At 51.4% G+C, this 12,330-nt stretch carries 11 protein-coding genes; 5 read left to right on the top strand and 6 right to left on the bottom strand.

All coding sequences use genetic code 11. The features are described 5' to 3' along the window. Positions 1-21: 21 nt before the first annotated feature. Entirely contained in the window at positions 22-1,752 is a 1,731-nt protein-coding gene (recJ, locus tag FCN78_RS10925) for a single-stranded-DNA-specific exonuclease RecJ (protein WP_077649822.1), read from the bottom strand. A 21-nt stretch (positions 1,753-1,773) separates the two neighbouring features. Beyond that, the gene (gene xerD / locus FCN78_RS10930; protein WP_077605624.1) at positions 1,774-2,664 is read right to left on the bottom strand and encodes a site-specific tyrosine recombinase XerD; all 891 of its coding nucleotides are present in this window, start codon (positions 2,662-2,664) and stop codon (positions 1,774-1,776) included. 149 nt (positions 2,665-2,813) lie between these two features. Here xerD and fldB point away from each other — a divergent pair, with 149 nt between their 5' ends. Continuing rightward, on the top strand, positions 2,814-3,332 hold the full coding sequence (fldB, locus tag FCN78_RS10935; RefSeq protein ID WP_069362101.1) for a flavodoxin FldB: 519 nt from the start codon (positions 2,814-2,816) through the stop codon (positions 3,330-3,332). Positions 3,333-3,418: 86 nt separating this feature from the next. Here fldB and brnQ read toward each other — a convergent pair whose 3' ends face one another. Further along, the gene (gene brnQ / locus FCN78_RS10940) at positions 3,419-4,723 is read right to left on the bottom strand and encodes a branched-chain amino acid transport system II carrier protein (RefSeq protein ID WP_077486867.1); all 1,305 of its coding nucleotides are present in this window, start codon (positions 4,721-4,723) and stop codon (positions 3,419-3,421) included. Positions 4,724-5,031: 308 nt separating this feature from the next. On the opposite strand from brnQ, the gene FCN78_RS10945 reads away from it, so the two are divergent. The 3 genes from FCN78_RS10945 (at position 5,032) to FCN78_RS10955 (ending at position 8,848) form a co-directional block, all read left to right on the top strand. Next, positions 5,032-5,736: a tRNA1(Val) (adenine(37)-N6)-methyltransferase gene (locus FCN78_RS10945; protein WP_158012823.1), complete on the top strand. Its 705-nt coding sequence runs from the start codon at positions 5,032-5,034 to the stop codon at positions 5,734-5,736. Positions 5,737-5,839: 103 nt separating this feature from the next. Further along, a complete protein-coding gene (gene srmB / locus FCN78_RS10950; RefSeq protein ID WP_077605626.1) occupies positions 5,840-7,063 on the top strand; it encodes an ATP-dependent RNA helicase SrmB in 1,224 nt (407 codons plus the stop codon). Between the two features lie 237 nt (positions 7,064-7,300). After that, positions 7,301-8,848, top strand: a complete 1,548-nt coding sequence (locus tag FCN78_RS10955; RefSeq protein ID WP_077486870.1) for an alanine/glycine:cation symporter family protein — start codon at positions 7,301-7,303, stop codon at positions 8,846-8,848. A 78-nt stretch (positions 8,849-8,926) separates the two neighbouring features. Here FCN78_RS10955 and FCN78_RS10960 read toward each other — a convergent pair whose 3' ends face one another. Together FCN78_RS10960 and FCN78_RS10965 are read right to left on the bottom strand one after the other, a co-directional pair. After that, entirely contained in the window at positions 8,927-9,625 is a 699-nt protein-coding gene (locus FCN78_RS10960) for an oxidative stress defense protein (protein ID WP_077522854.1), read from the bottom strand. 89 nt (positions 9,626-9,714) lie between these two features. Further along, positions 9,715-10,605, bottom strand: a complete 891-nt coding sequence (locus tag FCN78_RS10965) for a LysR family transcriptional regulator ArgP (RefSeq protein ID WP_077659588.1) — start codon at positions 10,603-10,605, stop codon at positions 9,715-9,717. Between the two features lie 157 nt (positions 10,606-10,762). Between FCN78_RS10965 and FCN78_RS10970 the strand changes: the two genes are divergently transcribed. After that, the gene (locus FCN78_RS10970; RefSeq protein WP_069362154.1) at positions 10,763-11,353 is read left to right on the top strand and encodes a LysE/ArgO family amino acid transporter; all 591 of its coding nucleotides are present in this window, start codon (positions 10,763-10,765) and stop codon (positions 11,351-11,353) included. Positions 11,354-11,409: 56 nt separating this feature from the next. Here FCN78_RS10970 and mscS read toward each other — a convergent pair whose 3' ends face one another. After that, the gene (mscS, locus tag FCN78_RS10975; RefSeq protein ID WP_069362097.1) at positions 11,410-12,267 is read right to left on the bottom strand and encodes a small-conductance mechanosensitive channel MscS; all 858 of its coding nucleotides are present in this window, start codon (positions 12,265-12,267) and stop codon (positions 11,410-11,412) included. Between the last annotated feature and the right edge of the window lie 63 nt (positions 12,268-12,330).

Consider the following 12,330-nt stretch of genomic DNA (forward strand, 5'->3'; position numbering starts at 1 on the left):
GTGATGGAAAAAGCCGCATATTTAAGCGGCTTCAAGGTGAGAGATGATCAACTGGGCGCTACGATTACCGCGAAACTCATTGATATCCAGGCGGTAAACGAGTCGTAACGTCTTGGTACTGGGATCGGGCCAGCGACGCAAATCAACGTTAAAAGCAATGGCATCAATCATGGTGCCGCCGCCTTCCGGCTCGACCATCAATTTTAAGTGTTTGCCGCCCACCAGTTTTTGCTGCAGCACCTTAAAAAGGCCATCGAACTGCGGCTCCGGGAAGCCTTGCCCCCAAGGGCCGCCTGATTGAATGGTTTCGGCTGTCTCTAATCCCAGCTCGTGACTTTGTAAGGGACCATCACTTAACAAGACACCTTTTAAGTCGTCCTCACTGACCTGCTCACGCACCTGCGCATCAAACTGCTTGGCGAAGGTATCAAACTGTGCTTCGTCGATGGTCAATCCAGCCGCCATGGCATGGCCGCCAAACTTTTTAATTAATCCAGGATTTAAGGTATCAATCCGATCCAATGTATCGCGCATATGCAAACCCGGAATCGAACGCGCTGAACCTTTTATCAGTCCATCCCCCCCATCGGCAAACGCAATCACAGGGCGGTGAAATTGATCTTTTAAGCGCGAGGCGAGGATCCCAATCACGCCTTGGTGCCAGTCACGCTGAAACAACGCCAGCCCTACCGGCAATTCTTGCTCGGACTGTTCGGCAATCAAGCGCTCACACCAAGCCACGGCTTCTTGCTTCATGCCTTGCTCTATATCTTTGCGAGTTTGATTGAGCGCATCCAGCTCAGACGCCATGCGTCTGGCTGCATGAATGTTGTCACACAGTAAAAGCTCGACCCCAAACGCCATATCATCTAAACGCCCCGCGGCATTGATCCTTGGCCCCAATGCAAAGCCGAAATCACTGGCGACAAGCGTGGCCATGTTGCGATTGGCCACCTCGATGAGCGCCTGGATCCCCGGGCGGCAACGCCCAGCGCGGATCCGCTGCAACCCCTGATGTACAAGAATACGGTTATTACCATCTAACGCTACCACGTCGGCGACCGTGCCCAGCGCGACCAAATCCAGCAACTCGGCTAAGTTAGGGATGGCCAGTCCCTGCTGCTCAAACCACCCTTGGTCGCGCAAATGCGCACGCAGCGCCAGCATCAAATAAAAGGCGACCCCCACACCGGCAAGCGCCTTCGAGGGAAAACCACAGTCATCCAGATTCGGGTTCACCATGGCGTCGGCCTCAGGCAGTGTCTCACCCGGTAGATGGTGATCGGTCACCAGCACCTGCATACCGAGCGCTTTGGCGTGCGCCACCCCCGCCAATGAGGATACCCCGTTGTCCACGGTCATAATAAGCTCTGCTCCCCGCTCCGCGGCTTGGTCAACCACCTCAGGGCTTAAGCCGTAGCCATCGTCAAAGCGGTTTGGCACCAGGTAATCGACACGGGAGGCACCCATCATGCGTAAGGCTTTGACGGAGAGCGCTGACGATGTCGCGCCATCGGCGTCAAAGTCACCCACAATCAAGATCGATTGATGGGTCTTAAGCGCCTCAGCGAGCAAGTTAACGGCAGCATCAATCCCGGTTAACGCTTGGTATTGATGCAAGCCAGCCACGCTGCGGTTGAGCTCGCTGTCTTCCTTTAAACCACGGTTAGCGTATAAGCGTTGCAATAGCGGCGGAATGGCATCGCTGAATGCCGGTGTCACTGACGGCGTACGTCTTTTTATTTCTATCATGAAGTTGTCACCAGTTATCGGTTAGCCGCGTGGGTGGTGTGTTTGATGCAGCTGCTTCAAACGCTCGGTGGCCACATGGGTATAGATTTGCGTCGTCGATAGGTCACTGTGTCCAAGTAACATCTGCACCACGCGTAAATCGGCCCCATGATTGAGTAAGTGAGTCGCAAACGCATGACGTAAAACATGCGGCGACAGTTCATCGGTCTCAATCCCTGCCAGTTGCGCGTAATACTTGATGCGATGCCAAAAGGTTTGCCGTGTCATCTGACGTGCTCGTTTGCTTGGGAAAAACACATCAGTACTGGTCTCTCCCAGCAATAGCGGGCGACTATACGCCAAATAGTGCTCCAGCCAATCCACGGCCGACTCTCCCATCGGCACCAAGCGTTCTTTATCCCCTTTACCAGACACTCGCACCACACCTTGGCGCAAGCTCACATTCTCCATCGTCAGCCCGATAAGCTCTGTCACTCGCAAACCCGTCGCATATAACAGCTCCAACATGGCTTTGTCTCTAAGCTCAAGCGGATCGTCGGTATTCGGTGCCATTAATAGTGCATCGATTTGATCCTCCGTGAGATCTTTCGGTAGTCGCTTGGGCTGTTTCGGACTGATCAGAGTGGCACTGGGGTCGTCGGGACGCAACTTCTGGCGATACAAGTACTGGAATAGGCGACGCAACGCCGACACCATACGACTGCGCGTGCTGGATTGGTAGCCCTGCTCATGTAGCCAATATTGGTAATCTTGTAAGTCTTGCTTGCTCACCGCTACCAGCGAGCGAGTATCGAGCCAATGGCACAGCTTCAATAAATCTGTGCGATACGAATTTAACGTGTTTTCGGAGAGCCCGCGCTCCATCCACATAGCATCCAAAAATTGCTCGATGCGTTCAATGTTGTTCGTCACCTTCAGCCCACTTGGTTATTAATCGAAAAAACACGCCCATCACTTGGGTCACGGCCAGCCGCGATTATACAAAATGTCGCTTCCTGTTGCTGGATCATATTACCGTTGAGCAGGTAAACTGCGCCCATGACACACAAACGAGTCGTGCTATGAAAATCGGTCTTTTTTATGGTTCTACCACCTGCTACACCGAAATGGCCGCGGAGAAAATCCGTGACTTTATCGGTGATGATTTGGTCGAACTACATAATGTCAAAGAAACACCGCTCGCCAAAATGGCAGATTACGATTTGCTGCTACTTGGGATCTCAACCTGGGATTTTGGTGAGCTACAAGAAGATTGGGAAGCGGTTTGGCAAGACATTGATAGTCTCCAACTAGACGGCAAAGTCATCGCCTTGTTTGGCTTGGGCGACCAAGAAGGATACGCCGAATGGTATCTGGATGCCATGGGCATGCTCCATCAGCAACTACAAGGCTGTGGCGCACAGTTTATCGGTTACTGGTCTACCGAAGGTTACCGTTTTGATGCCTCAAAAGCCGTCACTGAGGACGGCAAGCAATTTGTCGGTCTTGCCCTTGATGAAGACTCTGAGTACGAACTCAGTGACGAACGGATCCAAAACTGGTGCGAGCAAGTGCTGGTCGAGTACCAAGCGTTACTCTGATACGCGGCCTGTTTAATCCCCTCAAATAAAAAAACCGCGCCCAACCAGCGCGGTTTTTCTTCACGACTATGTCGCGGTCAACATGATTAGGCTTCCGCTAGCGCATTAGCACGTGATCCAACAAACTTTGCCACGCCCATTGCCACCAGTGTGGGCAGCAGCCAGGCCATACCGACATCAAACAGCGGTAGGAAGCTAAAGGCACTCATGTCAGCGCCCATGACTTTTGCCGCATCAAGCAAGCTAAAGAGTAGCGCCACGCCCAACACGAGGCGATACCCTAGCGCTGGGTTTGGTAACCAGCGACGGATGAAGGTCAAGCCAATCAGTGCAATCGCAACCGGGTATAATGCGAATAAGACAGGAATAGAAATAGCGATAAGCTGTTTAAGACCCACATTGGCCACCACCGCACAGACAGTCGCGACGACGACCACCCAGCGACGGTAGGTCCATGATGTGAGCGAGCTAAAGTAATCGGCACACGCACTCACCAACCCAATCACAGTGGTCAAACACGCCAGGCCAATAATCGCCGCGAGGATCATTTGCCCGACCGGGCCAAACAGTGCATCCACGTAAGCGGCCATGATTTCGCCGCCATTTTGCGTCCCTTGCGCCACCACACTGGCGGTTGAGCCTAAATAGAACAGCGACACGTACACAAACGCCAATCCAGCCGCGGCAATAATACCGGCGTAAATCAGGTACATGCAGGTTGCTTTGTTGTCTTCGATACCTTTTTTGCGGATCACATCGACAATCAACATGCCGAACATCAAGGCCGCAAAGGTATCCATGGTGTTATAACCTTCCAAAAAGCCGGTTGTCAGCGCGTTTTCAACATAGCTACCCTGCGCGGCCACCACGTCGCCTTGAGGATTGATGATCACTGCGATAGCCAAAATTGCGAGCGCCGCGAAGAGCAGAGGCGTCAAGAACTTACCGATGGTATCAATCAGTTTGCCTTGAGATAGCGAGAAAAACATCGCGACGGCAAAAAAGACCACAGAGAAAGCGCCCAGCTCTAACTGTCCTGGCGCAGATAAAAAAGGTTTAAAACCAATTTCATAGGCAACCAGTCCGGCGCGAGGGGCGGCAAAAGCAGGGCCAATAATGATAAAAATCAGCACGGCCATCAGTGTCGCGACACCCGTTGGCAGATCACGGGTCAGGCCCTTCCAGCCGCCGCCTGCCACTGCAACCGCAATAATACCGATTAAAGGAAGACCGACCGCGGTGATCAAAAATCCGATCATCGCGGCGGTGTAATGATCACCGGCTAACATGCCAGCTTGTGGGGGAAAGATTATATTTCCAGCGCCTAAGAAAAAGGCAAAGGTCATAAAACCTAACGCTAAAATATCTACTAATTTTAAACGTTTAGTCACGATGTATACCTACAGCTTGAAGATAGTGTTTGCAATCAATAATGTTTCACCCAGCTGAAACGCTCATTTATAATATTTTGTTTCAGACGATGGGCAGAGCGCAGAATAATGAAGAAGTTCATAGTCACAGTAAAGGCATTGACAAAAAACCTTGTGATCTTCTGCTTTAGCAATAACAATCAGCTCAATAAACTATCTATCATGTTATCCATGGTATTTTTTAACGATCAATATCGATAACATAGTGGTTACACAAAAGACAAAAATGCTAACTCTTGATGCCACTACGTCGCCAGAGTGCAGGACACATGAGCCAATTTCGCTTTAAACAATTTGTTATCGACCACGGCAATTGTGGCATGAAAGTCAGTACAGATGGTGTACTGCTAGGCGCTTGGGCTCAGCCTGGGACGGCGAGCAACAGCTTGGACATCGGGACAGGAACCGGTTTGTTAGCGCTGATGTTAGCACAACGTTTTGCTCATCTATCGCTGACGGCGGTCGAGTTCGATCCGTCCGCCTTTCACTGCGCCACGTTAAATGTGAGAGCGTCACGGTTTGCCGCGCAAATCCAATTGCACCACGGTGATATTAACGACTTTGCGTGTCGCGAACAGTGGCAACATATTGTCTGCAATCCCCCTTATTTCACCAGTGGTGCGCTTTCAAGCAACCCACAACGGGCCGTTGCCAGACATGCCAGTACCTTAAGCCATCCCGCGCTTATTGCCTGTCTAAAGCGGTTACTCGCCCCCACAGGGTGTGCGGATCTGATTTTGCCTACCAAAGAAGCCAATGCATTCATTGAGAATGCACAAGCACAAGGGCTTTACTTACAGCGTCGCGTGTTGGTCAGCCCCACACCGGAAAAAGCCCCCTCTCGCGTATTATTCACGCTAAGCCCGACGACGGGCGCGGTCAGATCTGATACGATCGCGGTGCGCGAGCAAGATGGCACCTACACGCAGGCTTTTGCCGATCTGACGCGAGCATTTTACCTTAAACTCTCGTAAGCCAAATCGAGCAGCGCCTCGCTATCATTGGCCTTGGGCGCGCTGCCCATTTACACTATTTGCGTCTATAATACCGCGCTTAACTATCCTTGGAGAATTACCTGTGCGAAGCTTTGCCGAACTCGAGCTGGATCCAGAACTGCTCAGTGCACTTGACGATATGGGCTATCAGCGCCCTACGCTGATCCAATCTGAGGTTATCCCCCACGGTATGGATGGACGTGACATCCTTGCCTCCGCCCCAACGGGAACCGGCAAAACGGCGGCTTTTTTGCTGCCCATGTTGCAGCACTTACTCGACTTTCCGCGGCAAAAACCCGGGCCAGGTCGCGTACTGGTTCTCACCCCCACGCGTGAGTTAGCCATTCAGGTGGCTGATGAAGCGCGCGCATTAGCGAAAAATACCAGTCTTAAGATCTTCACCATCACCGGCGGGATTTCATACCAAGAGCACGCGGAGCAGCTGGGTAAAACACAGGATATTGTGGTGGCAACGCCTGGCCGTTTGATGGAGTACATTGAAGCTGAGCGATTCGATTGCCGCGCCGTTGAATGCCTGATCTTAGATGAAGCAGACCGGATGCTCGATATGGGGTTTGCGAATGCGGTCAACCGACTCTCTGATGAGTGTCAACGCCGACGTCAGACCATGCTGTTCTCAGCCACATTAGAAGGGCGCGGTGTGGCAGGCTTTACTGATAATCTGCTAGATAACCCTGAATTGGTGGATGTGACACCACCGCGCCGCGAGCGTAAAAAAATCACCCAGTGGTATCACCGCTGTGATGATTTGGAGCATAAACGCGCCTTGCTTAAATCCATTGTTACCGAACAGGCAGAGCGCGCGATTGTATTTATTAAAACACGTGAACGCTTGGCGGAGCTTCGTGACTATATGCAGTCACAACAACTGGATTGCGCCTGGATCCAAGGTGAAATGCAACAAGCGAAACGTAACAATGCCATTAACCGGTTTAGCGAAGGAAAAGTGAAGGTCCTACTGGCCACGGATGTCGCGGCACGCGGCATTGATGTTCCAGATATTACCCATGTGATCAACTATGATCTCCCGCGCACGGCTGATGTCTATCTGCACCGTATTGGTCGCACGGCGCGCGCAGGCAAGAAAGGCTCTGCCATTTCACTGGTCGAAGCCCATGATCAACCGATGATGGATAGGATCACGCGCTACATGGATGAAGAGATTAAAGAGCGAACCATTGATGGCTTGAAGCCTAAACATAAAAAAGCAGAGCACAAGAAGAAAAAAAAGAAGCAAAGCGTTAAAAACTCGAGCAAAGTCAAAAAGCCAAAAAAACGCAAATAGAACTAGACACCTATCAGCCTGACTGACTCGCTGATATATAAGGAATTACTCAAGGAGGCCCGTAAAGGCCTCCTTTTTTTCGCTACCGGCGTCCATTTTGTTGAGCACAAAACGATCAGATTCACACATCGTGCAATATAAAGACACAAAATATTAACAATTGAACTGAAAATCAGTTTAAGATGCTATTCGCGATAACAACAAAACATGATGCAAACACAGTAGAAGGAACTCACTATGCAATCGTTTGTCGATTTCTTAAATAGCATCATATGGAGTCCGGTTCTGATTTACACCTGTTTGGGTGCGGGACTGTTTTACTCCATACTGACGCGCTTTGTTCAAATCCGTCACTTCTCCGAAATGTGGCGACTGCTCTTTTCAGGGAAAAGCTCAACCAAAGGGATTTCTTCCTTCCAAGCCTTAGCAGTATCACTCTCTGGCCGTGTCGGTACAGGTAATATTGCTGGCGTCGCCGCTGCTATCGGTTTTGGTGGCCCTGGCGCGGTATTCTGGATGTGGGTCGTTGCTTTTCTAGGCGCGGCAACCGCTTACACTGAATCAACCTTGGCACAAATTTATAAAGAAGAAGACAATGGTGAGTTCCGTGGTGGTCCTGCTTATTACATCGAAAAAGCGATGGGACAGAAATGGTATGCCATCCTCTTCGCGCTCGCGACCCTACTCGCCTGTGGTGTGATGCTACCTGGGGTACAATCCAATGCGATTGGTAATGCGGTCGAAACCGCGTTTGGCTCTGGCGCCATGGTTGATACCGCGATGTTTGGTGCACTTGAAGTGTCGAAAGTGATTACCGGTGCCTTCATCTCTATCGTGCTCGGGTTCATCATTTTCGGCGGTGTTAAACGTATTGCCCACTTTACGCAAATCGTGGTGCCTTTCATGGCGCTGGCGTACATCATTATTGCGTTTGTCATCATTCTGTTGAACATCAGTGAAATTCCCGCCGTGGTTTCTATGATCATCGGCGATGCCTTCACACCGATGGCAGGTGCGGGTGCAGCTATTGGTTGGGGGGTTAAACGTGGTGTTTACTCCAACGAAGCCGGTCAAGGGACAGGTCCACACGCTGCTGCTGCTGCCAACGTTGACCACCCAGCCCAACAAGGTTTGGTGCAATCCTTCTCGGTGTACATCGACACCTTGCTGGTTTGCTCGGCAACCGCGTTTATGATCATCATCACCGGTGCTTACAACGTCCATGGTCCGGGTGAAGCCTATATCGTGCAAAACTTGGCATCTTCGGTCGCGGCAAACAGCCCTGAGTTTACCCAGCTGGCGATTGAAGCAGCGATGCCTGGCCTAGGTAAACCCTTTATCGCCTTTGCACTCTTCTTCTTCGCCTTTACCACCATTTTGGCCTACTACTACATTGCCGAAACCAACATTGCCTACCTGCGTCGCACGATCAAGGTTCCAGGGATGATGTTTGCGCTGAAAGTGGTGCTGATGTCCGCCGTGTTCTACGGCTGTGTGCGGAGTGCTAACCTCGCTTGGGCGTTTGGTGATGCCGGTGTGGGTTTGATGGCGTGGTTAAACATTGTTGGCATCATCATCATCTTCTTTATCTCTAAGCCAGCCCTTAAGGCGCTAAAAGATTATGAAGAGCAACAGGCCAGAGGGGTAGAAACCTACACCTTCGATCCCGTTAAGCTTGGCATCAAAAATGCCGATTACTGGGAACAACGTCTGGCGCGCCGTAATGGCAAGCAAGACAGTGAAACCACCGATGCCGATGGCAAACCTATCAATCCAACGGCATAAGATTCAAACACAGAATCAATGGTAAAAAAGGGAGGGCGCACCAGCGCCCTTTTTTGATCACAGTGGTCGACAAGGCTATTAGTCATCAAGACGGAAAATAATATCAACCTGATCACGCACCTGCATGGTCGCATCTTGATAGCTTGCGGCGACATCGGCGCTGCCGCTGCGCATCTCGGCATTCATCATCACAGGGCGTGGATTGCTGGACCGATAGCGAATTTGCCAGACGCCATCGAGACGCATATCCAGGCTTTTCGCGAGCGATTCAGCTTTTGTTTTGGCATCATTGACCGCCGCCTCACGGGCTTTATCTTTCAATGCCGACTGGTCACTACTGGTTAGCTGCACTTGCCGGATTCGGTTAATCCCCTCGCCCAGCGCCCCATCTAACACTGCATTCAACTTATCGAGCTGGTTAAGTGTCACGGTAACCTGGCGCTCAGCACGGTAGCCAATCAGCTCAGGCGCTTTGTCTTTGACGTGTTGATAACGCGGTGACAGCTGAATATGCGCACTCTCGATTTGTTCGCGCTTTACCCCTTGTGCCGACAGCCGATTGATAAACGCCGTGACCGCTTTGTCGGATGCGGCTTTTGCCGCTTTTGCCGTTTTTCGCTCGGTCACCACCCCCACATCAATCGTGGCCATATCAGGCGCAGCCGTCACTTCCCCGACACCGGTAATGTCCAAATGCGGAAAATCAATATTGGCCATCGCGGCTGGTGCTGTCACCAAGGCGCTAGTCAGGCAAAGCATTGCTTTAAATTTGTGCATAGTCTCTCCTTTGGAACCCGATAATAGTAAGTCACACCTGTCAGACGCCTAAAAACGAAAAATGCTCCCTGGCCAACGTCAACGTTGTGTCAATATTGGGCGAGTGCTTCCTTCGCCGCGAGCTGACAGGCATGGGTGATCTCGGCCAATACGCCACTTTCCATTGCCCAAAAATGCCAGTATAAATGGCGTGATTCGACTTTTCCCGGCATCACGTCCACTAAACGTCCGTCGGCTAACTGCTCTGAGACCATAACCCTTGGGATCAGGCAATAAGCCATGCTCTGCAACGCCATCGCTACAAACGCCTCCGACGAGCGAACAATATGCCGGCGCCAGCCCGCAGCAGGCATCGCATAGTAGGCCGCCAAAAAGTCCGCGTGCATATCATCATGCGCATCAAAGATCACCGCTGGCGCTGCCATTAACGCTTCTCTATCAATCCCATCGGCAAAGTATCGCTGGGCAAATGACGGCGTGGCCACACAACTGTAGTCCATGGTGCCTAAATAGCGGCAGTCACAACCGTGCATTGGCGTGGAATCGGTACTGATCGCCGCAACCGCTTCACCACTGCGCATTTTATTGAGTGTACGGCTCTCATCTTCCACCAATAGATTAAAATCAATCGCTTGATGGGTGGTCAGCGGGGCAAGAGCCAAAAGCAGCCAAGTGGCTAAACTGTCTGCATTGGTGGCAATCGACACTGACAAAGCTGATCCATCAACACCGGGCGCCAGCTCGGGCAAGGTTTCTTGCTCCAGCAGTTGCACGCGTCGATAAAGCCCTAGAAGACGCTGGCCTATCGCTGTGGGTTTTGGCGGTTGCTCGCGCACCATCACAGGTTGAGCGATTTGTCGCTCCAGTTGCTTGATGCGTTGTGATACCGCTGACTGGGTGATAAACAATGCCGCGGCTGCACGTTCAAAACTTCCCCAGGAAATCACCGCATCTAACGCCTCCACGCCTCGATAATCCATCTCGCTCTCCTTATTAGTTTTACTAATTAACTATAAATATATTTAAGTTCCCTTAATAGGCATTCCTGCTTAAAGTGAGAGCCATACTCGGAGAGAAAAGGAAAACAGAGTGAGCAGTTTTTTAGTCGCCCTTCAGGGCTTAGGCTTGAGCCTGACCATGATTATTCCCATTGGCGCGCAAAATGCGTATGTGATTAACCAAGGTATCAGCCGTGAACACCATATGACCACAGCGTCGATCTGCTTTATCTGCGATATCATCTTGATCTCAAGTGGGATTTTTGGCGGAGGGGCCTTATTGGCAAGTTACCCTATACTGCTCAATACCATCACGCTCGCAGGGATCGGCTTTTTGAGTGTCTACGCGTGGCAGTTTATCCAGAGCGCACGTCAACACAACCAAGAGGCGTCAATGGAAGCCCCCACCATGAGTCGAGGCCGCCGCGCAGTGATCATTGGCGCCTTGGCGGTGACCTTGCTCAATCCGCATGTGTATCTCGATACCGTGGTGGTGTTGGGTGCAATTGGTGGCCAATTTGCGTTCGATGAACGCGTCGCTTTTACTGTTGGGGCCCTAATGGGATCGTGCCTTTGGTTTTACGGCTTATCGGCAGGGGCCGCACGCTTGTCACCGTGGCTATCCACTCCCTCAATCCGGCGACTGCTCGATCTACTCATGGCGAGTATGATGTTATTCGTGGCCGGTAAGCTCGCACTCGGCCTTTACGCACGTTTACTGGCAAGTTAAAAAACAGGGATGCGGCCACGCTGCCGCATCCATAATGGCTATCACCGACCGTGAGGTTATGCTTGGCGCTCGCTGCGCTCGACGTGAACACTCATTTGCGGGAATGGAATTTCAATACCATGTTCGTCCAGCGCTTCTTTGATGGTTGGCAGCAGCTCAAAGTAAACGCTCCAGTAGTCTTCTGTTTTCACCCAAGGGCGCACCACAAAATTGACCGATGAGTCGGCTAACGTCATCACCGCCACATTGGGTTCAGGATCTTTCAGAATCAAGGGATGTTGGGTCAGAATATCCATCAACACCGTTTTGGTTTTCTTTAAATCCGCGCTGTACGCGACGCCAATCGTCAAGTCAACACGGCGTGTGGCATGCTTGGAATAGTTAGTGATTGGGCTGCTGATCACCGACCCATTTGGCACCACCACCATTTTGTTATCCGGGGTAGTGAGCACCGTAGAGAACACTTGAATGGACTCAACAGAGCCCGCGACTCCGGCCAATTCGACGTAATCGCCCGATTTAAACGGACGGAACATCACGATTAATACCCCGGCGGCAAAGTTTGCTAACGAGCCTTGCAAAGCCAGCCCCACGGCCAAACCTGCGGCACCTAAGATGGCAATCACAGACGCCGTTTGTACACCCACACGGCTCAACGCGGCAATCAAAACGATCACAAACAACAAGTAACGCACGAGGCCGTGGAGAAATTCCACCACCGCGTTATCCATGTTGCGCTTACGCATCACCCCCGCCATGGAGTTGGCCAAACCTTTGATCACAAGGTTACCAATCACCAAGATCAGTAGCGCAGAAATAATGTTCACCCCGTACTGCGTCAACAGATCTTGATTATCCATCAACCAAGTCTGTGCCCATTTAGCACCCTCTACCATTGTGTTTTCCTCACTCATTCACTTTCCCTCTTCAAGTTGGGATAAACGGTAACCCTATGTTAACAGCCTTTTACTGGTCGC

Source organism: Salinivibrio kushneri (assembly GCF_005280275.1).
Classification (GTDB): Bacteria; Pseudomonadota; Gammaproteobacteria; order Enterobacterales; family Vibrionaceae; genus Salinivibrio; species Salinivibrio kushneri.

Excerpts from the sequence above, each read along its gene's own strand:
- recJ (WP_077649822.1), bottom strand. The coding sequence starts at position 1,752 with ATGATAGAAATAAAAAGACGTACGCCGTCAGTGACACCGGCATTCAGC.
- FCN78_RS10965 (WP_077659588.1), bottom strand. The coding sequence starts at position 10,605 with ATGGATTATCGAGGCGTGGAGGCGTTAGATGCGGTGATTTCCTGGGGA.
- FCN78_RS10970 (WP_069362154.1), top strand. The coding sequence starts at position 10,763 with ATGATTATTCCCATTGGCGCGCAAAATGCGTATGTGATTAACCAAGGT.
- fldB (WP_069362101.1), top strand. The coding sequence starts at position 2,814 with ATGAAAATCGGTCTTTTTTATGGTTCTACCACCTGCTACACCGAAATG.
- mscS (WP_069362097.1), bottom strand. The coding sequence starts at position 12,267 with ATGAGTGAGGAAAACACAATGGTAGAGGGTGCTAAATGGGCACAGACT.
- FCN78_RS10955 (WP_077486870.1), top strand. The coding sequence starts at position 7,301 with ATGCAATCGTTTGTCGATTTCTTAAATAGCATCATATGGAGTCCGGTT.
- FCN78_RS10960 (WP_077522854.1), bottom strand. The coding sequence starts at position 9,625 with ATGCACAAATTTAAAGCAATGCTTTGCCTGACTAGCGCCTTGGTGACA.
- FCN78_RS10945 (WP_158012823.1), top strand. The coding sequence starts at position 5,032 with ATGAGCCAATTTCGCTTTAAACAATTTGTTATCGACCACGGCAATTGT.